We start from the raw sequence: 18,410 nt of genomic DNA on the forward strand, positions 1-18,410 counted from the left end.
GCGAACCTCGTTGTCGCCGAGCATCTCCGGAGAGACTTTCCGCGACCTTGTACAGCTTGGCTCACTTCACAAATCCGATCTTGGTGTAGTCGTACGAGGCCAGCCCCGGTGACCCGAAGTTGGCGATGTCGGAGCGTACGCCCCAGTTTCCTTCGGACTGGGTCAATGGCAGGGAGTGCCCTTCCTCGAACACCTTTCGGTCCACCTGGTTGGCCAGGTCGATCGCCTTCTTCGGATCCAGTTCCGACAGGGTCTGATCGATGAGGGTGTTGAGTTGGGGGGAGCCGATGTGGCCGAAGTTGTTCTGCCAGTCGCCGGGGTGGTAGCCGTAGGTCTGGGGGATGCTGCTGAGCGGGAAAGCGTCGCCGACGTAGACGAATTGGGCGGCGTCGAAGTCGCCGGGGTTGATCACGTCGGTGAAGAAGTTCGCGCCTGGCTTGGTGTCGACGATCAGTTTGACGCCGATCTGGGCGAGGTTCTGCTGGATGATCTGGGCGATCTGCACCCAGGTGTCGTCCTTGTACATCACGTCGCGGATGACCAGTTTGCGGCCGTCCTTCTCCCTGGTGTCGCCGTTGAGTCTCCAGCCGAGGGCGTCGAGTTCCTTCGCGGCGGCGTCGGGGTCGTAGCCGAGGCTGTTGTTCTGGTAGCCGGCCTGCCCTTCCAGGAAGACGTGACTGTTCAGCGGTTTCGGGTTCTCCACGAGGCCGTTCTGCACCGCGGTGGCGATGCCCTGACGGTCGATCGCCTTCGAGATCGCCACGCGCACACCGGCATCCTCGAGGATGGAGCCGGGCGCGCCGTTGAAGGTGATGTGCCGCCAGCGATTACCGGGCGCCCGCCGCACGACCACGCCGGAAGACTTCCGCACCGTGGTCGCGTCGTCGAGGTTGGTGAGCAGCACGGCGTCGAGTTCGTTGTTCTGCAGGCCGCCGACCCAGGAGTTGCGGTCTAGCACGGTCCAGGTGATGGTGTCGAGCTTCGGCTTGTCGCCCCACCAGTTCGGGTTGCGGCCCAGCACGATTCGACCCTTGCCGCGGTCGGCGGACTGGATGAGGAACGGGCCCGCGGTCGGGCTCATCTCGTCGACCAGGCTCTTGTTGAACGCCTCGGGGTCGCTGGTCACCGACTTGGGGAACAGCGACAGATTGCCGGCGAACTGCCCGCGCCATTCGGCGAACGGCTGCTTGAACGTGATGACGGCCTGGTGGTCGTCGATGCCGCGCTCGACCTTCGCCACCCGGTCGAAGCCGACGGTGATGGCGATCAGGAAGCGCTTGTCGGTGCCGTCCAGCGCCTTGGCCTGGGATTGGATGTCCTCCCAGGTGATCGGCTTGCCGTCGGACCACACCGCCTTCGGGTTGATCGTGTAGGTGACCTGCTGCGGATTGGTCCCGGTCAGCGCGACATCGGTGAAATAGTCGTGGTTGACCGTGAGCTCGCCGGCCGCGTCGGTGTTGAACGCGCGCGGCATCAGCGGGCGTTCGATGTCGGCGATCTCGGCGTCGTTGCCGTCGATCGACAGCGTGTTCCAGTTCGACGGGTACGCGGTGGTGGCCAGCCGTAGGTTGCCGCCCTCGCGCAGCTCGCCGACGTCCTTGGGGTTGATGTCGCTGCTGCTGCCGATCGCGCTGGACACGCCTGCGGCGGAGCCGTTGTCGCCGGACCCGCAACCGGTCACGACCAGGCCCAGCGCGACCATCGGTATCGCCAGGCGCAGGGCCGGGATTCGGCTTGCTCGGATCGGCATCGCAGTCTCCTTACTATCGGCTGACGGCGGGCACCGGCACCGCGTCGATCAGATCGCGCGTGTACTCGTGCCGCGGATCGGCGAAAATCTGTTCCGCCGGACCGGATTCGACGATCTTGCCGCGCAACATGACCGCGATGTCGTGCGCCAGATTGCGCACCACGGACAGGTCGTGCGAGACGAACAGATAGGACAGCCCGCGCTCGATCTGCAAGTCGCGCAACAGGTTCAGCACGCCGGCCTGGATGGACACGTCCAGCGAGGACACCGGCTCGTCGAGCACCAGGATCTCCGGGTCGAGGGCCAGCGCGCGGGCGATGCTGATGCGCTGCTTCTGCCCGCCGGAGAAGTCGGCCGGATAGCGCTCGGCGTGGTCGCGGCGCAGGCCGACCTGCTCGAGCAGCTCCGGCACCCGGCGCCCGATCTCCTCGCGCGAGCGGCCGTCGATGCGCATCGGCTCGGCCAGCGCGTCGAAGATCGGCAGACGCGGATCGAGCGAGGCGGTCGGATCCTGGAAGACGATCTGCATCTTCCGGCGGATCTCCCGCTTCTGTGCCTTGGTCAGGGTCGCGACATCGCTGCCCATGATCTCGATGGTGCCCGATTCCGGCCGGGCCAGATCGAGGATCTGGCTGAGTGTGGTCGATTTCCCGGAACCGGACTCGCCGACCAGGGCCAGCGTGCGGCCCGCGCGCATCTCGAAGCTGATGCCGTCGACCGCGCGGATCTCGCCCTTGCGGCGCTTGAACAGGATGCCCGAGGTGATCGGGAAGGTCTTCACCAGTCCCGAAACCCGCAGCACCACTTGGTCGCTGACCTCGGCCTCGACCCTGGGCTCGGTGATCTCCTGCCGATAGGCCTCGAACAGGTCGTCGATGCCGACCTCCGCGGTGCGGATGCAGGCGGCCGAGTGACCGGGGTTGGTCTTCTCCAACGGCGGTTCGGCGACTCGGCATTCATCGATCGCGATCGGGCAGCGCGGCGCGAACGAGCAGCCCGGCGGCAGCGCGTGCATGGCGGGCGGTGCGCCGACGATCGGGATCAGCGGCTGGCGCGCCGGGCGGTCCATCCGCGGGATGGAGCCGAGCAGGCCCACCGTGTACGGCATCCGCGGCGCGGCGAAAAGCTCAGTGGTGGTAGCCGTTTCGACGATCTTGCCGGCGTACATCACCGCGACCCGGTCGGCCAGCGTGGCCGCGATGCCCATGTCGTGGGTGATCATGATGACACCCGCACCGGTGATATCGCGCGCCTTGCGCAGCAGATTCAGGATCTGCTTCTGCACGGTGACGTCGAGCGCGGTGGTCGGCTCGTCGCAGATGATCAGCGCCGGATCGTTGGCGATGGCCATGGCGATGACCACCCGCTGGCGCATGCCGCCGGAGAACTCGTGCGGAAACGCCTTGGCGCGCACCGCCGGTTCCGGGATGCCGACCAGGTCGAGCAGCTCGATCGCGCGCGCCGCCGCCTCGGACTTGCTCAGCTTGCCGTGCGCGAGCAGGGCTTCGGCGATCTGCTCGCCGACCCGGTACACCGGGGTCAGCGCCGAGAGCGGGTCCTGGAACACCATGCTGATGGAACTGCCACGCAGCCTGGACAATTCGCGATCGCCGAGGCCGAGCAGCTCACGCCCGCGCAACCGGATCGAGCCGCCGATGCGGGCCTGCTCGGGCAGCAGGCCGATCACCGCGAGCGAGGACACCGACTTGCCGGAGCCGGATTCGCCGACGATGGCCAGCACCTCGCCGTCGGAGACGGTGTAGTTGACCCCGCGCACCGCCTCGATGCGCCCCTCCTCGCTGGGAAAGGACACGCGAAGGTCGGTGACCTCCAGCAGCGGTGCGGTGAAGTTCTTCTCGACCACGACCTTCTCGGTGGGGTCAGCGCCCGTCATACCTTTGCCTTCTTCTTCGAGCGCGCCCGCTTGGCGCCGGGGTCGAACGCGTCACGCAGTCCGTCACCGACCAGGTTGGCGCACAACACGATGGTGATCAGCAGGCCACCGGCGAACAGGAACAGCCACGGATAGGTCAGCGCCGACTTGGTGCCGGACGCGATCAGCGAGCCGAGCGAGACGTCCGGCGGCTGCACACCGAAACCCAGGAAGCTGAGCCCGGTTTCGGCCATGATCGCCGCGCCGACCGCCAGCGTGGTGTCGATGATCAGGATCGACGCGATGTTCGGCAGGATGTGGCTGACGATCACCGTGCGCGTCGGCGCGCCCATATACCGTGCGGCCCGGACGAATTCGCGATCACGCAGGCTGAGCGTGAGGCCGCGCACGATGCGCGCGCTGATCATCCAGCCGAACAGGCTGAGCAGCAGGATGAGCAGCAGAATCGACCCGCTGCCCTTGGTCCGCGGCGCGAACAGCGCGACGATGATGAAGCTCGGCACCACCAGCAGCAGGTCGACCAGCCACATGATCGCCCGGTCGGTCCAGCCGCCGAGCAGCCCGGCGGTCGCGCCCGCCGTCGCGGCGATGGTGGTGGAGATGAGCGCGACGCACAGGCCGATCAGCAGCGACTTCTGCATGCCGCGCAGGGTTTGCGCCAGCACGTCCTGCCCGATCTGCGTGGTGCCGAACGGGTGCTTGCCGCTGGGCGGCTTCAGCAGGGAGGTGTAGTCGAGTTGCTGGTAGTCGTACTTCAGCAGCGGCGGCAGCGCGAAGCTGAGGACGAACAGCAGGATCAGGATGACCGCCCCGATCACCGCGGGCTTGTTGCGCAGGAAGCGGCGCAGGACCAGCTTGCTGCGCCCGGCCGCGGCGGGCTCGGGGGCGCCCTGGACGATGATTTCCGCTTCGGTCACGACTGCACCTCGCTGGCGCTCGGCTCCGTCGTAACCGACGGTGCTGTGCTTATGGTTCGCTCGCTGCGCTCCCTCACCGGACACGCACCCGAGGATCGAGAATCGCCAGCACCACGTCGGAGAGCAGGCCGGACACCAGCACCACCAGTCCGGCGAACGCGGTCACCGTGACCACCACGTACAGGTCCTGGGCGTTGATCGAATCGACCAGCCACTCACCGACGCCGTGCCAGCCGAAGATCTTCTCGGTGAACGTCGCGCCGGTGATCAGCCCGAGCAGGCTGTAGGCGAACAGGGTGGCCATCGGGATCAGCGCGGTGCGCAGGCCGTGCTTGTACAACGCCTTGCTGCGGGTCAGGCCCTTGGCGCGGGCGGTGCGAATGAAATCGCTCTGCAGCACGTCGAGCATGGCGTTGCGCTGGTAGCGGCTGTAGCTCGCCATGCCGCCGAGGGCGAGACCGGCCGTCGGCAGCACCAGGTGCTGGAGCCGATCGAGCAGCTGGGGGAAGAACCCGTCGATCCGGTTCGCCGAAGTCTCCCCGGTGTAGAGGAATATCTGCGAGCCCGTGAGCGAATTGATTTCCAGCGCACCGTATTTCAAGAGTGTCGCAAGAAGGAACACTGGCGTGCTCAGCACGAGCAGCGAGATGACGGTGGTGAAGTAGTCGCTGAATTTGTACTGCCGGATCGCTCCGGCGGCACCGATCAGGACGCCCAACACAGTGCCGACCAATGATCCGATGATCAGCAGGCGCAAACTCACCGCCACCCGGCGCGGCAGTTCCTGGCTCACCGGCTGACCGGCCAGGGTTTTACCGAAATCGCCTTGCGGTATCCCCTTCAGCCAGGTGAGATAGCGCTGCGGGATCGGGTCGTTGAGGTGTAATTCCTCGGCCTTGGCATCGATCACCGCCTGCGGTGGGCGCGGATTGCGCTGTTCCAGGCTGTCCAGCGGGCGGAACGTCAGTGACGCCAAGCTGAAGGTCAGGAACGACGCGAGCAGCAACAGCACGACATAGTGAAGCGCGCGTCGTAGCAGGAAGCCGGTCATCAGTCCTCGTGGTCTTTCGGCTGGACGGACCAGCGTCGAGTATTAGCCCCTGATCATAAGGACGATGACCCGGACGCGCGTGGCACGCGGGGCCGGGCACGTCCATTATTCTTGCGGCACACGCGCACGCGGTCGGTTCGGCGCGACCAAGGGGGAGTCATGAACTATCCGCAATATCCCGGTGGATACAACCCGTATCCGGGATATTCGACCGGAATGCCCGCGCCGAGCGGGGCCACCGCGATCACCGCGGGCGTGCTCGCGTGTGTCGGCGCGGTCGGCCAATTGCTCGGCGGTGGAATCAGCCTCGCGTTCGGGCTGATCGGCTGGCAGCTCGACGAATACGACACGACCGGGCTGTTCGCCGAGGACTGGTTCCAGACCTGGGCGATCGCGTCGGGGGCCATCTCGCTGGTGGTCGCGATCGTGCTCGGGGTCGGCGCGATCGGGATGTTCAGCCGGAAGTCGTTCGGGCGGTTGCTCGTTGTGGTGGGGTGCGTGGGGGTGATCGTCGCGGAGATCGTGGGCTTCGCGATCGTGCGGTCGTTCGACGGCACGGACAGCTTCAGCGGCACGCTCAGCGGCGGCGCCAGCGGGCTGTTCGGGCTGATCTTCCCGATCGCCACCGCGGTGCTCGCGCTGCTGCCCATGACGAGCCGCTGGCTGGCGCACACGCCGGTCGCGACCATGCCGCAGCAGTACGGATATCCCTACCCGGGACCGCAGGTGTGGCCGCAACCGCCGGTCGATCAGGTCAACGGACAGCAGCCGCAAGGTCCCTGGGGACAACCTGCGCCGGGTGTGCCGCAGGCCGGGCAAACGCCCTGGCAGCAGTCGCCGCCGCAGGCCGCGTGGGGGCAGCCCGCGCCGGGCGGGTCGCAGTTGGATCAGGCCGGGTCCGCCGGTCAAGCGTTCTCGCCGGAGACTCCCGGGGCAGCGCAGTCGTCCTGGGGCGCGCCCGCCGGTGGGCAGTCGTCCGTACCGCAAGCAGTGTGGGGGCAGCCGGCGGCGGGCGGGTCGCAGGCGGCCTGGGGCTCGCCTCCGCAGGCGGGATCTTCGGCACCGGTCGAGGGACAGCCCCCGTCGGCCGCGGGTGACCGCGCGCAGGCAGCTGACGTGGGCGCGAAAGAGCAGGCCGCGTGGCCGGGGGCCGAATCAGCGGCGGCCGACGCGCCCGCTTCCATCGGGCGCAACGATGAAACGGTGCTGCGCCCACCGCATTCGGTGCCGCCGGAACCCGCGGACGACACCGTGTGGCGTCCGCCGTCCGCGTAGCCCGCCCAGTCGGGTATCGACCGATCACCACCTTCCTGGTGGTACCCCCGCCACTGCGAGACGGTTGTCCGGCAGGATGGAATAGGTGACCCTCCTGCACCTGCCCAAGCCGAAGATGGTGGCGACCGACGTCGACGGCACCCTCATCGATCACGACGAGCGGGTCACCGCGCGCACCAAGGCCGCGGTGGACGCGCTGATCGGCGACGGCGTGCCGTTCGTGCTGGCCACCGGGCGCCCGCCGCGCTGGATCGACCCCGTGGTCGACGGGCTCGGCTACGCGCCGCTGTGCGTATGCGGCAACGGTGCGGTCATCTACGACAGCGCCACCGACCGGGTGCTGGCCAGCATGACCCTGGACGTGGCCACCCTGTCCTGGATCGCGGACCAGGCCGAGGCGGCGCTGCCCGGGTGCGGGCTCGCCGCCGAGCGGGTCGGCGAGAGCGCGCACGACGCGGTCACCCCGCAGTTCGTCAGCTCGCCGCTCTACGAGCACGCCTGGCTGAACCCGGACGACACCACGGTCGCCCGGCACGAGGTGATCGACGCCCCGGCGATCAAGATGCTGATCCGACTACCCGGCGCCCGCAGCTCCGACATGCGCGGCGTGCTCGCCCCGCTGATCGGCGAGCGCGCCGACATCACCTACTCCACCGAGCACGGCCTGATCGAGCTGTCCGCGCCCGGCGTCACCAAGGCCTCCGGCCTGGCGATCGTCGCCCAGCGCCTCGGCGTCGAATCCGCGAACATGGTCGCGTTCGGCGACATGCCCAACGACGTCCCCATGCTCACCATGGCCGGCCACGGCGTCGCCATGGCCAACGCCCACCCCGAAGCCAAAGCCGCCGCCGACGAGGTAGCCGAGTCCAACTCCGACGACGGCGTCGCCCGCATCCTCGAGCGCTGGTGGATCTGATCTCGTGCGCTAATCCAATGTGTTGCGCACGAATTTGCCTGCACCGCAATGAATTTGCCTTGTGCGCGGTGGGCGAGGAAATGTGGTTGGTGGGAATGTGATCGGAGCTCGCGGCCGTGGGGGGATCACGGCGGCGAGCTCCGGGTGGGTGGTTTTGGTTCAGCTTGCTGGTTCGGGGGCTGGGGGTGGGAGGAAGTCCTCGGGGGTGGGGAATTGGAGGGCGTCGGGTTGCGGTGCGGGGGCCGGGGGTTCGGCGGGGGGTGGGAAATCGGCGGGCGCGGGGGTGCCGGCCGGAGCAGGGGCCGGTGCGGGGGCGGGGCGGCTTGCGTTCTGCTGGTAGGTGTCGTTGTAGGTCTTCCATACCGTGGTGACGATGCCGGTTACCTGGTTGAGGATCAGGGAGCCGTACTGGAAGTCCGCGCGTTGGCCGTTCGGCACGTTGTAGGCGTCGCCGGTCGGGAGGCCGAGCACGCCGGCGTCGCCGCCGAGTTGCAGGAAGCGGTCGAGGATCTTGCCGAGCACCTCGACGACCTTGCCGTCGGGCGCGGTGTAGACGTAGCCGTTGGCGAACTTGGCGTACTGCTGGCCCTGGGCCGCGGGCAGCGGCTCGGTCTGCGCGGCACCGAGCGGTCCACGGGGACCGCCGCTGTCCGCCCAGTGCTTGGCGATCGGGTTCTCGTTCACCATGCCGAGAAGCTTCTTGGTGAGCGCGGCGAGCGCGGAGAGGTCGGGCTTGTTCCGCGGCGCGGCCTGCGGGGCCGGGCTGTTCGCGGTGCCGTCGGTGCCGGTCCCGTTGTTCGCGTAGCTGTCGGTGCTGTCGCCGGTTCCGCTGTTCGTGACCCCGGCGCCGCCCGCGACACTCGCGGCGATTTCCCGAATTCGATCCATTTGCTCATAGGCGGCGTCGCCGGGGCAGGTGGTGTTGCCGACGTCGCGGTGGGCGAACACGATCGGCAGGCTCACCGCCTGACCCATGGCGTAGGAGGTGTACTCCGTGCCCTCGGAGTACATGACGGTCTTGCCCTGCGGGTTGAGATGGGCGATCTTGGCGCGCCAGCCGATGAAGTTGCCGATCGCCTCGATCGACTCCTCGGTCGGCGGGTCGGAGGTGTAGTTGCCCATCAGCGCGACGCCCGCGGTGTTCTCGTTGAACCCGCCGGCGTGCGCGCCCTGCACCGCGCGATCGAGTCCGCCCGCGCGGCCCTCGAAGATCTGGCCGTACTTGTCGACCAGGGCGTTGTAGCCGATGTCGCACCAGCCCAGCGTCTTCGCGTGATAGGTGTAGATGGCGCGGACGATGCCCGCGGACTCTTCCTCGGTGTAGTCGTTGCGGCCCGCGGTGTGGTGCACGGTGATGCCGCCGAGGCCGTCCTTGCCCGGTCCGTCGTCGTAGGTGGGTTCCTCGCAGCGAATGCTCTCGTCGGCGCCCCACCCCTCGCGCGAGATCACCTTGGGCCCGCCGCCGGGCACGGGCGCGGCGACCTTGTGCAGCGCGCCGTCGATGGCGCCGCGGCCCGGATCGATCAGGACGGCGGTGAGGTCGACGCCGGACAGCTGGGCCGGATCGTCCGAACGCGGTGCGGGCTGGGCCGCCGGGTCCGGCGCGACGGCGTCGTCGGCTGCGCTCGCCGCGGCGTTCTTGCGGGTGACCAGCATCTGTACCGCGTTGGTGGTGCCGACGTAGAGCGGCTCGGTGCCGGTCTTGCCGCCGGCCGCGGCGCGATCGGTGCGGCGGGTGTCCACCGGTTCGGCGTTGAACCAGGGACCCCAGCTGCCGTCGGGTTGCCGGGCGCGCAGCATCGCCTTGGTGTTCGTCAGGTCGGCCGCGGTGAGGGCGACGACGCTGAACGGGGTTTCCCGGGACAGTTCCTTGACCTGCGCGCCGACCTGATCGGTCAGTTCGGGCGGGACCGCGCCGGGCGCCAGCGCGGGGGTATCGGGCGTGGTGCCCGGTTCGAGGTGGCTCGGATCCGCGATGAAACGCGCACCGCCCGGGGCGGATTGAGCGGGGGCCGGTGCGGTCTGCGCGGAACCGGGGATCTGGCCGGGTGCGGCGACCTGCCCCGGGACGGGGTTCTGCGCCGGCGCGGAGGCTTGGCCAGGGACGGGGTTCTGCACCGGCGCGGAGGCTTGGCCCGGGATGGAGTTCTGCACCGGCCCGGCGGCTTGGCCCGGGTTGGTGTTCTGGCCTGGCGCGATGGCCTGCCCGGGAATGGCGTTCTGGGTCGGGGCGGCGGCTTGGCCAGGCGAATTGTTCGGGGCGGCGCGGCCTGAAATGTTGTTTTGATTCGGCGTAATCGCCTGCCCGGGAAAACTGTTCTGAGTTGGCGCGGTGGCCTGCCCGGGGAATGGTGTTTGCCCTGGTGCGAGGCCCTGCCCGGGAGTGGCGTTCGATCCAGGCGCGGTGTTCGGCCCTGGTGCGCTCTGCTGGCCGGGGGTGGCCGGATGGGGACCATTCAGCTTCGGTAGCGGAATTTCTTTCGGTAGTTGCACACCTGGTGGCAGCGGTAGTCCGTCCGGAATGGGAATCGACGCGGGTAGCGGCAGCATGCGCAGGTCCGACAGGTGCAGATCCGGCAGATCCAACCCGGTGAGTTCGCGCAGCGGAAGCACGATGTCGGGAGCGGAGTTGAGCACGACCTCGGCCAGCTGCGCCGGTACCGCGGCCAATTCGGTGCCGGTGGTCGCGCGATAGTCGGGCGAGTCGCTCATTGTGAGCGCCGCGAGCGGGGCCGCTACCGCAAGCGTGGTGACAACCGGGAGGACGTAGGAACGTTTCGGTTTGCGGTAGGGCACGAGCGTCTCCATTCAGGTCGAACCAGTGATCGTGTGCAAAACCAGGGTTGCTTCCTGATGTATCAACGATCACAATAGTCACAACTGTCACATATCTAAACCTCTGGTTGAGGATTATGTGATTGCTCGAATGTAGCTCTCGGAATGCGGCCGGATGGAACGACATGCCGACAGGTATCCAATCCACCCGGCCCCGGAATACCGTGGGAGTGAACGGATGCGACGCACCACAGCACCGGAACGAAAGAGCACGGGGGGAGCACGAATGCGGGTGAAATCCGCGCGCAGAGCGAAACGAGCGGCACGCCGGGGGCAGCGCTCGCGCGGGCCGGGACAACCTGCCCTATCCATGCGATCGGTGCTGGTCACCGGCGGTGTGACGCTGACGGTCGGCGCGGTGGTTGTGCTGTGGGCATGGCCGGGGGATACGCCGTATCGGACCGTCGCCGGGCCCGGCCACGGGCGCGGCATGAGCCAGCTCGGGGCGTTCGCCAACGCCCAGGAGGGCTGGACCGCCGAAAGAATCCTCGGACACTACTACCCCGGCGCCACGCTCGGCACCGTCGCGGCAAACACCGTCGGGATCCGGCTGACCGCCCAGGACGACTCGACCCTCGACACCTACGCGGGCGCCGGCCTGTGGGTCGCCGGGCAGTTCGTCGAGGCCGGCCAGGCCGCGCATCTGACGCCGCTGCCCACCGGCGGCGCGAACGTGGTGGTGACCGTCGGGTGCGACGGGGAGGTGCTGTGGCAGGCGGCGACCGACGATCCGTTCGTCTATCCGGTCAACCGCGAACCGAATCGTCCCGCCGCGGAGCACCTGACGCTGTGCGGGGGTTCGGGCTATCGCGGCGCACTCGGGGTGGCGACGGAGAACGGGGCGGCGCGCACCGTCAATCGGGTCGACGTGGAGGACTACCTGCTCGGCGTCATCCCGGCCGAGGTGCAGGCGAACTGGGCGGACCAGGGCGGGGGCGAGGCGTTGCGCGCGCAGGCGATCGCCGCGCGCTCGTATGTCCTTGCCGAGCACCGTTTTCCGTACGCGCAGAGTTGTGACACCACCGACTGCCAGGTGTATCCCGGTACCGCGAAGGAGGATCCGCGCGCGGCCGCCGCCGTGGTGGCCACCGCGGGAACGGTGCTGTTGCGGGACGGGCGAATCCTGCGGTCGGAGTATTCCTCCGCGCCTGGTGGCGGCGAACCGGCCGACATCTACACCTTCGAGGTCGGGCCGGCGCTGAGCGAGATCGCGCCCAATGCGCCCGCCGCTCCGGTGGATCCGCGGACGAAGGTCGCGGTCGGCGAATCGCCGATCGAGGTGGAGTATCGGCGAATCGGTGGGGCGGCAAGCAAAGTCGGGCAGCCGCTCGGGCCGGAGATGGCGTTGCCGGAACATGCCGGAACGTATCGCATGTTCACCAACGGCGTCATCATCTACACCGAGACCCTCGGTGCGCAGGTCGTCGACTTCACGACGTTGTTGCAGTTGGTCCCGGATCCGCAGGCGCCGAAGCGTGCGAGTGTGCCGCCGGCGCCGGGTGCTGTTGCGCCCGTACCGGTTCCGTCGGCGGGCAACGTTCCGACCGTGTCCGCGCCTGCGTTGCCCGGCGCGAGCGCGCCGCCGCTGCCCGAGTCGGTTCCTTCTGCTGCGGGTGCGCCGCCGGTACCTGAATCGGGATCGCCTGGTGTCAACGCGATGCCAGTGCCCGAGCCACCGGCCGCGGAAATCCCCGCGGCGCCCGAACCCGCGCGCGTGCCATCCGATGTCACCGGAGCGCCTGTCGCCGAGCGGGTTCCGGCCAGCGTGAGCATCTCATCGCCGGTCGAGTCTTTCCCGGCTAGTACTGGCGCTGCGCCGGTACCAGCCGATGCGAGTGGGCCCGCGAATCTCGACGTCGCGCCGTCTAGCGTGGCGGAGCTCGCGCCGTCGAGTAGTGGAGTGCCTGTGCCCGAGTCGGTTCCGTCCGGGGCGAGTACGCCGTCGCTGGCCCGGTCGGTTCCCGGCGCTACGCCGGTGCCATCCGAGGGGGGTGCGGTCGTGAATTTCGACGCTGCGGCCGATGCCGGCACACTGCCTGTGCCCGAGTCGATTTCATCCGATCCGAATGCGCCGTCGGAGGCCGAGTCCGCTCCGGCAGGTGTGCGCGTAGTGACTGTGTTCGAACCGGGCCCATCCGAGCCGGACGAGCCTACGAACGTCGAGTCCATGCCGTCTGATGGTGGTGTGCCCTCGGTGCCGGAGCCCGCGCCGACCGGTGTCAGCCCGGTGCCTGTGCCCGAGTCGATTCCGTCCGGGGTGAGTGTGCCGACCGTGTTCGAGTCCGCGCCGCCGGTCGGCTTCGTGCCGCCCGCGACGTCGGTGTCGCCGGGGAGCACGGTCGCGCCGACCACCGCGGCCACGCCGACACCGCGTCCGACGCCGGGGATTCCGATCCCGTCGGGGCGTGCGACGAGCAGTCCGTTGCCGGCGCGCCGGTGACGTACGGCGGCGACCCGGCCTAGACGGACATTTCTCGTTGAGCCGCACCGATATAGCCCTGTCGAGCGCCGGAAATGTCCGCCCAGACCGGGCTGCTGAGATCAGTCCGGCGCACCATCCCCGAGCGATTCCGCGAGTGTTCGCAGCAATCCGGCAAGCTGCTCCCGCGACTCCAGGTTCAGCGCCGCGAGCAGCCGCTGCTCGTTCTCCATGTGCTTGGGTAGCACGTCATCGATCATCTGGCGACCCGCCGGGGTGAGCCGCACCCGGATCACCCGGCGGTCGGTCGCGCACGGCATGCGCTCGACCCAGTCCTTCGCGACCAGCCGATCGATCCGGTTGGTGATCGCGCCCGAGGTCACCATGGCCACCTTGATCAGCGCGCCGGCGGTGAGTCCCTCGTCGCCGCCGGATCGGCGCAGCGTGGCGAGCACGTCGAACTCCCAGAACTCCATGCCGAACTGGCCGAAGAACTGCTTGAGCTCATGCTCGAACAGGCGAGCCAGGCGCTGGATACGGCCGATCACGGCCATCGGCGAGACATCGACCTCCGGCCGTTCCCGGTTCCAGTGCTGGGTGAACAGGTCCACCGCGTCCGCCATGACCGCTCCTCTCTATGCTAAGAATCTTAATGTTGATCTACTTGACACTAAGGTATCCACCGGAGTAGATATTTCAACGTTGAGATTATCAATGAGGAGCGAACGACATGACCACAAGCACCACCCCGCGCAGCGGAAATTCCTACGCGGGCACCCTGGCGCTCACCGCCCTCACCCCGATCGTCTGGGGCTCCACCTACGCCGTCACCACCGAGTTCCTGCCGCCGGACCGCCCGCTGTTCACCGCGCTGATGCGCGCGCTGCCCGCCGGTCTCGCGCTGCTCGCCATCACCAGGGTGCTGCCGCGCGGCATCTGGATCGGGCGCGCCGCCGCGCTCGGCGTCCTGAATATCGGCGCGTTCTTCCCGCTGCTGTTCCTCGCCGCGTACCGGCTGCCCGGCGGGGTGGCCGGCGTGCTCGGCGCGGTCGCGCCGATGTTCGCGCTCGGCTTCGCGACCGTGGTACTCGCCGAGAAGCCCAACGGACGCAAGGTGCTGGCCGGCCTGATCGGGGTCTTCGGTGTGGCGCTCGTCGTGTTGAAGGCCAACGCGCAGCTGGACACCCTCGGCGTCATCGCCGGACTGGCCGGTGCCGCGTTCATGGCCGCGGGCACCGTGCTCACCCAGCGCTGGGGACGGCCCGAGGGGGTCGGCCCGCTGGCGCTGACCGGGTGGCAGCTCACCGCAGGCGGACTGTTCATTCTCCCGCTGGCCGTGCTCGTCGAGGGTGCGCCCCCGGCGCTGGACGGCCGCGCGATCGGTGGCTACCTCTACCTCGCCGTGATCGGCACCGCCGTCGCGTACTGGCTCTGGGTCCGCGGAATCTCCAAGGTGCCCGCGACCTCGGTGGCGTTCCTCGGGCTGCTGAGCCCGGTGTCCGCCGCGGTGATCGGCTGGATCGCGCTGGGTCAGGCCCTCGGACCGCTGCAAATGGCCGGCCTGGTGATCGCGCTCGGCGGCACCCTGTACGGCCAGCTGGCCGGACGGCCGAAGCCCGCGCCCGTGGTCGGCGCGCCCGCCGAGCCGGTTCTGGTGCCGGCCCGCTGAACTGCAGATATTCGGGGTTGACCTTGACGTAGCGTCAACTTGCATGCTGGTTACACCGACGAGATGAGAAGGGAGAACAGGTCGTGAGCACCGAATGGTCCATCCAGGATCTGGCCAAGGCGGCCGGTACCACCAGCCGCACGCTGCGCCACTACGGCCAGCTCGGGCTGTTGCCGCCGAGCCGGATCGGCACCAACGGATATCGCTACTACGACCAGGACTCCCTGCTGCGGTTGCAACGCATCCTGCTGCTCCGAGAGCTCGGCCTCGGCCTTCCGGTCATCGCCGAAGTGCTTGCCGGAGAACAGGACACCGGTACCGCACTGCGCACGCACCTGGAACTGCTGCGGCGGGAACAGGATCGGATCCGGCGCCAGATCTCGTCGGTACAGACCACGCTGCAGAAGACGGAAAGAGGTGAACAACTCATGGCTGCAGAGGTTTTCGACGGCTTCGACCACACCCAGTACAAGGATGAGGTGATCGAACGCTGGGGCAAGGACGCCTACGAGAGCGGCGACAAGTGGTGGCGCTCGATGAGCGCGGCCCAGCAGCAGGCGCATTTCCAGACCCATCTGGACATCGCCGCCGACTACGGCCGGGCGCACGCCGCCGGGCTGGCGCCCGACAACGCCGAGGTCCAGGCCATCGTCGCCCGGCACCGCGCCTGGATCGGCGACGGCTGGCAGGGCCGGACCGTGGTGAAGGAGGCCTTCATCGGCCTCGGCGAGATGTACGTCGCGGACCCGCGGTTCGGTGCGAACTACGACGTGCACGGCGCGGGCACCGCGGAGTTCGTCCGGGACGCGATGAAGGTCTACGCCGAGACACAGCTCTAGATCACGCCCAACCGACGGCCGGTACGCATACTGAATGCGTGCCGGCCGTCGGCGGAGAGAGGGCATCCGAGCAATGACATACGCCAGGGAGAGGTCGCGGGTCGCCGGGCCGAGCGGAGTGGTCGCGACCACCGCGGGGGTGCTGGCGCTGGCCGCCGGGCTGTTCAACCTGTGGGGCGAGCGAACTGTGCTGAGCGCCTTGCGCGACGGCCCGCACGTCGACAAATCCTTCGCCATCTTCTCGATGCTCGGCGGGTTGCTCGCGGCCATCGCCCTGATCTACGGGGCCATCCAGCTGCTGCGCCGCGACGAGACCGGCCGCTACATCCTCATCCTCACCTCGGGCCTGCTGACCGTCGCCGCGCTGGTCGCCCTCTATTGCGCGCTGGTCGACTACCAGCCCGATTACGGCATCGATTGGCTGCCCGAGCAGCGGCGGTCGCTCGAGATCGTCAACGCCAACTTCGACGGACTGATCGGCACGCTGACCGCCCTGCTGCATCGCGAGTGGATCGCCTCGCTGGTGTCCGCGGTGCTGCCGCTGGTGATCTTCCTCCTGGCGTCGTCCGAGCGCACCACCCGCTGGGTGACCTACTCGCCGCCTCGACGCACCGAAATCCAGGACGACCAGGCAACTTTCGGCTCCGTCGACGCCTAGCCCGGCCGCGCTGCCGCATCCGGCACCCGCATCGACTCGAACGACCGCCGCCCGCACGGTAAGGTTCGCCCGATACCTAGAGGGGGGTTCGATGACCAATCCATATGGCGGCCCACGCACTCCGGCGGCCGCGCACAGCGGCCTGATCGCCGTGATCACGATCGGGTCGGCGTGGCTCGGTGCGGCCCTGGCCTGCTCCGGCTCGTTCCTCGCCGCCCAGCACTACCGGATAGCGGACCGGAACAATAAGCCGAAGGTCACCGACGACGCCTACGACGCCTGGAAGACCGCGTCGGATTTCCACGCGGTGCTGGAGGTCCTGCTGATCGTCTCGGCACTGATGGCCGTGGTGCTTGCCGTCGGCAGCCTGTTGTCCATGATCGGCAAGCCGATCGGCAGGCCGCTGGAAATCATCGGCGGCGCTTGGGTTTTCCTCGGCGGCCTGGTGGGCGTGACCTACGGCGGCGACCATGGTCTGGCCGTCGGGGCCTCCTTCCCCGCCTACCTGATCATCGGCGGCGCCGCCCTGGGGTTGGTCGCGCTGGTATTCGCGTTGACCCGGCCCGGCGTTTCGCCGCCCCCGCCGGCGTACATCCAGCAGCCGCCCGCCCCGATGCACTACCCACCCCGGCGCCCCTGACCGGTGGTCGGTTCGGGTCGCTGACTTCGGCGGCTACGCCTCGCCTTCGGGTTGACCCCGAAGCGATTGCATCAGTTGGCTTTCGGTGATCGGCGGCACCGGCAGCGGGTGGGCCGCGGTGGCGCGCAAGCCGTCGAGGGTCAATGCCAGATGGCGGCGCCAGGCCGTCGGCGCGATGGCGGCGGTGGCCTCCAGGATCCTGGTGTGCGACCAGGTGATGAAGGCGATGTCCTCGAGCACCCAGTCCGCGCGCAGCGCGCCGGACCGCTGGGCGCGGGTGATGATCCGGCGCATGATGCCGTGACCGTGTTCCTGCGCGTTCGCGATCGCGGTGCTCGGGGCCGCGCGGACGGCCAGGTCGCTGAGCAGTCGATCGGAAGCTTGGAGTTCGCAGACCTTTTCGACGAGGTAGACGAACGAGTCCCACGGGTCGTCGATCGCGAGCGCTTCCTCGGCGATGCGCCCGCCCGCCTCGATGCGGTCCTCCACGGCGGCGGCGATGAGGTCGTCGCGGGTGGGGAAGCGGTTGTAGAGGGTGCCGATGGCCACGCCGGCCCGAGCGGCGATCTCCTTCAGCGGCGCGTCGAGGCCGCGTTCTTCGAAGACCTCGCGGGCGGCGGTCACCAGCGCGTCGCGGTTGCGGCGGGCATCGCTGCGTAACGGCTTGTCCACGGGCATTCGCCGATCCTACAAATCCGGCCCCGGAATTATGTTGAGCATAGGTTCAAGTTAATGCTACCGTCGGACATCTAACTTGAACCACTGCTCAACTTAGTGAGGTAGGCATGTCGAAGACCATCGCGATATTCGGGTTCGGCCCCGGACTCGGTATGGGTACCGCGCGGCGCTTCGGGCGCGCGGGGTTCCGGGTGGCGGTGATCGGGCGAAACCCGGACAAGGCGCAGCGGCATGCGGACGAACTCGCGGCCGAGGGCATCGAGGCTGCCGCCTTTCCGGCCGATGTCACCGACGCGGCCCAGATCGACGCCGCGATCGAGCGGATCGGCGCGACCCTCGGCCGGATAGACGTGGCCATGCACGGCGCGGCGGGCGACCCGGTGGACCGTATCCCCGCCACGCTCGAGGTGGATGTGCCCGCATTGCGCGTCCCGCTCGCGCTCAAGCTCTACTCGCCGATCCTGATGACCCGCGCGCTGGCGCCCGCGATGATCGAACGCGGCGAGGGCACCCTGCTGTTCTCCTCGGGCGCCTCCGACCGCCACCCGATGCCGTTCCTGTCCAATTTCGGCGTCGCCCTCGCCGCCCAGCGCGGCTACATCCACCAGCTCGCGATCGAGCTGCAGGGCACCGGTGTCTACGCCGGCCTGCTGAACATCGGCGTGCTCATCGGCAACAGCAGGGCCGAACAGCTGGTCGACGAACATCCGGAGCTGTTCCCCGCCGACCTCGAGATCACCCGCATGGACAATGCCGAACTCGGTGAACACTATTGGCGGATGTACACCGCTCGCGACCAGGTCGAGGTCGAGGTCGGTTTCCCGGACTGATCCGGCAACCACCCGCACGCCGAACCCGGCGTGCGGGAA

At 68.5% G+C, this 18,410-nt stretch carries 15 protein-coding genes; 8 read left to right on the forward strand and 7 right to left on the reverse strand.

Features of this window, described 5'->3' with window-relative positions; genetic code table 11:
* Window positions 1-61: 61 nt before the first annotated feature.
* The 4 genes from ACFQ9K_RS14165 to ACFQ9K_RS14180 all read right to left on the reverse strand — a co-directional run bounded on the left by ACFQ9K_RS14165 (window position 62) and on the right by ACFQ9K_RS14180 (window position 5,612).
* Complete coding sequence (locus ACFQ9K_RS14165) at window positions 62-1,750, reverse strand: ABC transporter family substrate-binding protein (protein WP_378717035.1); 1,689 nt, start codon at window positions 1,748-1,750, stop codon at window positions 62-64.
* Window positions 1,751-1,763: 13 nt separating this feature from the next.
* A complete protein-coding gene (locus ACFQ9K_RS14170) occupies window positions 1,764-3,644 on the reverse strand; it encodes an ABC transporter ATP-binding protein (protein WP_378717036.1) in 1,881 nt (626 codons plus the stop codon).
* Complete coding sequence (locus tag ACFQ9K_RS14175; RefSeq protein ID WP_378717037.1) at window positions 3,641-4,561, reverse strand: ABC transporter permease; 921 nt, start codon at window positions 4,559-4,561, stop codon at window positions 3,641-3,643. The genes ACFQ9K_RS14170 and ACFQ9K_RS14175 overlap by 4 nt, the downstream gene beginning before the upstream one ends.
* A gap of 73 nt (window positions 4,562-4,634) precedes the next feature.
* A complete protein-coding gene (locus tag ACFQ9K_RS14180) occupies window positions 4,635-5,612 on the reverse strand; it encodes an ABC transporter permease (protein ID WP_378717038.1) in 978 nt (325 codons plus the stop codon).
* 159 nt (window positions 5,613-5,771) lie between these two features.
* Here ACFQ9K_RS14180 and ACFQ9K_RS14185 point away from each other — a divergent pair, with 159 nt between their 5' ends.
* Together ACFQ9K_RS14185 and ACFQ9K_RS14190 are read left to right on the forward strand one after the other, a co-directional pair.
* Window positions 5,772-6,887, forward strand: a complete 1,116-nt coding sequence (locus tag ACFQ9K_RS14185) for a hypothetical protein (protein ID WP_378717039.1) — start codon at window positions 5,772-5,774, stop codon at window positions 6,885-6,887.
* A 115-nt stretch (window positions 6,888-7,002) separates the two neighbouring features.
* Window positions 7,003-7,803 (forward strand): HAD family hydrolase, encoded by an 801-nt coding sequence (locus ACFQ9K_RS14190; protein WP_378717060.1) that lies wholly within the window; start codon window positions 7,003-7,005, stop codon window positions 7,801-7,803.
* A 159-nt stretch (window positions 7,804-7,962) separates the two neighbouring features.
* On the opposite strand, the gene ACFQ9K_RS14195 is transcribed toward ACFQ9K_RS14190, so the two are convergent.
* On the reverse strand, window positions 7,963-10,599 hold the full coding sequence (locus ACFQ9K_RS14195) for an N-acetylmuramoyl-L-alanine amidase (RefSeq protein WP_378717041.1): 2,637 nt from the start codon (window positions 10,597-10,599) through the stop codon (window positions 7,963-7,965).
* Between the two features lie 349 nt (window positions 10,600-10,948).
* Between ACFQ9K_RS14195 and ACFQ9K_RS14200 the strand changes: the two genes are divergently transcribed.
* Window positions 10,949-13,078, forward strand: coding sequence for a SpoIID/LytB domain-containing protein (locus tag ACFQ9K_RS14200; protein WP_378717042.1), 2,130 nt, complete (start codon window positions 10,949-10,951; stop codon window positions 13,076-13,078).
* Between the two features lie 101 nt (window positions 13,079-13,179).
* On the opposite strand, the gene ACFQ9K_RS14205 is transcribed toward ACFQ9K_RS14200, so the two are convergent.
* Window positions 13,180-13,680 carry a MarR family winged helix-turn-helix transcriptional regulator gene (locus ACFQ9K_RS14205; protein WP_378717044.1) on the reverse strand — a complete coding sequence of 167 codons (501 nt, stop codon included), beginning with the start codon at window positions 13,678-13,680 and terminating at the stop codon, window positions 13,180-13,182.
* A gap of 107 nt (window positions 13,681-13,787) precedes the next feature.
* Between ACFQ9K_RS14205 and ACFQ9K_RS14210 the strand changes: the two genes are divergently transcribed.
* The 4 genes from ACFQ9K_RS14210 to ACFQ9K_RS14225 all read left to right on the forward strand — a co-directional run bounded on the left by ACFQ9K_RS14210 (window position 13,788) and on the right by ACFQ9K_RS14225 (window position 16,863).
* On the forward strand, window positions 13,788-14,726 hold the full coding sequence (locus ACFQ9K_RS14210) for a DMT family transporter (RefSeq protein ID WP_378717045.1): 939 nt from the start codon (window positions 13,788-13,790) through the stop codon (window positions 14,724-14,726).
* Between the two features lie 83 nt (window positions 14,727-14,809).
* Complete coding sequence (locus ACFQ9K_RS14215; protein ID WP_378717047.1) at window positions 14,810-15,565, forward strand: TipAS antibiotic-recognition domain-containing protein; 756 nt, start codon at window positions 14,810-14,812, stop codon at window positions 15,563-15,565.
* A 73-nt stretch (window positions 15,566-15,638) separates the two neighbouring features.
* On the forward strand, window positions 15,639-16,223 hold the full coding sequence (locus ACFQ9K_RS14220; protein WP_378717048.1) for a hypothetical protein: 585 nt from the start codon (window positions 15,639-15,641) through the stop codon (window positions 16,221-16,223).
* Between the two features lie 91 nt (window positions 16,224-16,314).
* Window positions 16,315-16,863: a hypothetical protein gene (locus tag ACFQ9K_RS14225; RefSeq protein WP_378717050.1), complete on the forward strand. Its 549-nt coding sequence runs from the start codon at window positions 16,315-16,317 to the stop codon at window positions 16,861-16,863.
* Window positions 16,864-16,896: 33 nt separating this feature from the next.
* Here ACFQ9K_RS14225 and ACFQ9K_RS14230 read toward each other — a convergent pair whose 3' ends face one another.
* Window positions 16,897-17,541 (reverse strand): TetR/AcrR family transcriptional regulator, encoded by a 645-nt coding sequence (locus ACFQ9K_RS14230; protein WP_378717051.1) that lies wholly within the window; start codon window positions 17,539-17,541, stop codon window positions 16,897-16,899.
* A 107-nt stretch (window positions 17,542-17,648) separates the two neighbouring features.
* Between ACFQ9K_RS14230 and ACFQ9K_RS14235 the strand changes: the two genes are divergently transcribed.
* Window positions 17,649-18,371, forward strand: coding sequence for an SDR family NAD(P)-dependent oxidoreductase (locus tag ACFQ9K_RS14235; protein ID WP_378717053.1), 723 nt, complete (start codon window positions 17,649-17,651; stop codon window positions 18,369-18,371).
* Window positions 18,372-18,410 lie beyond the last annotated feature (39 nt).

It is taken from the genome of Nocardia sp. NPDC056564, from assembly GCF_042793755.1.
Taxonomy (GTDB): Bacteria; Actinomycetota; Actinomycetes; order Mycobacteriales; family Mycobacteriaceae; genus Nocardia.

What these genes read in the sequence shown, in the direction of transcription:
- ACFQ9K_RS14165 (WP_378717035.1), bottom strand. Translation starts at nt 1,750, where the DNA reads ATGCCGATCCGAGCAAGCCGAATCCCGGCCCTGCGCCTGGCGATACCG.
- ACFQ9K_RS14170 (WP_378717036.1), bottom strand. Translation starts at nt 3,644, where the DNA reads ATGACGGGCGCTGACCCCACCGAGAAGGTCGTGGTCGAGAAGAACTTC.
- ACFQ9K_RS14180 (WP_378717038.1), bottom strand. Translation starts at nt 5,612, where the DNA reads ATGACCGGCTTCCTGCTACGACGCGCGCTTCACTATGTCGTGCTGTTG.
- ACFQ9K_RS14185 (WP_378717039.1), top strand. Translation starts at nt 5,772, where the DNA reads ATGAACTATCCGCAATATCCCGGTGGATACAACCCGTATCCGGGATAT.
- ACFQ9K_RS14190 (WP_378717060.1), top strand. Translation starts at nt 7,003, where the DNA reads ATGGTGGCGACCGACGTCGACGGCACCCTCATCGATCACGACGAGCGG.
- ACFQ9K_RS14200 (WP_378717042.1), top strand. Translation starts at nt 10,949, where the DNA reads ATGCGATCGGTGCTGGTCACCGGCGGTGTGACGCTGACGGTCGGCGCG.
- ACFQ9K_RS14205 (WP_378717044.1), bottom strand. Translation starts at nt 13,680, where the DNA reads ATGGCGGACGCGGTGGACCTGTTCACCCAGCACTGGAACCGGGAACGG.
- ACFQ9K_RS14210 (WP_378717045.1), top strand. Translation starts at nt 13,788, where the DNA reads ATGACCACAAGCACCACCCCGCGCAGCGGAAATTCCTACGCGGGCACC.
- ACFQ9K_RS14220 (WP_378717048.1), top strand. Translation starts at nt 15,639, where the DNA reads ATGACATACGCCAGGGAGAGGTCGCGGGTCGCCGGGCCGAGCGGAGTG.
- ACFQ9K_RS14225 (WP_378717050.1), top strand. Translation starts at nt 16,315, where the DNA reads ATGACCAATCCATATGGCGGCCCACGCACTCCGGCGGCCGCGCACAGC.
- ACFQ9K_RS14230 (WP_378717051.1), bottom strand. Translation starts at nt 17,541, where the DNA reads ATGCCCGTGGACAAGCCGTTACGCAGCGATGCCCGCCGCAACCGCGAC.
- ACFQ9K_RS14235 (WP_378717053.1), top strand. Translation starts at nt 17,649, where the DNA reads ATGTCGAAGACCATCGCGATATTCGGGTTCGGCCCCGGACTCGGTATG.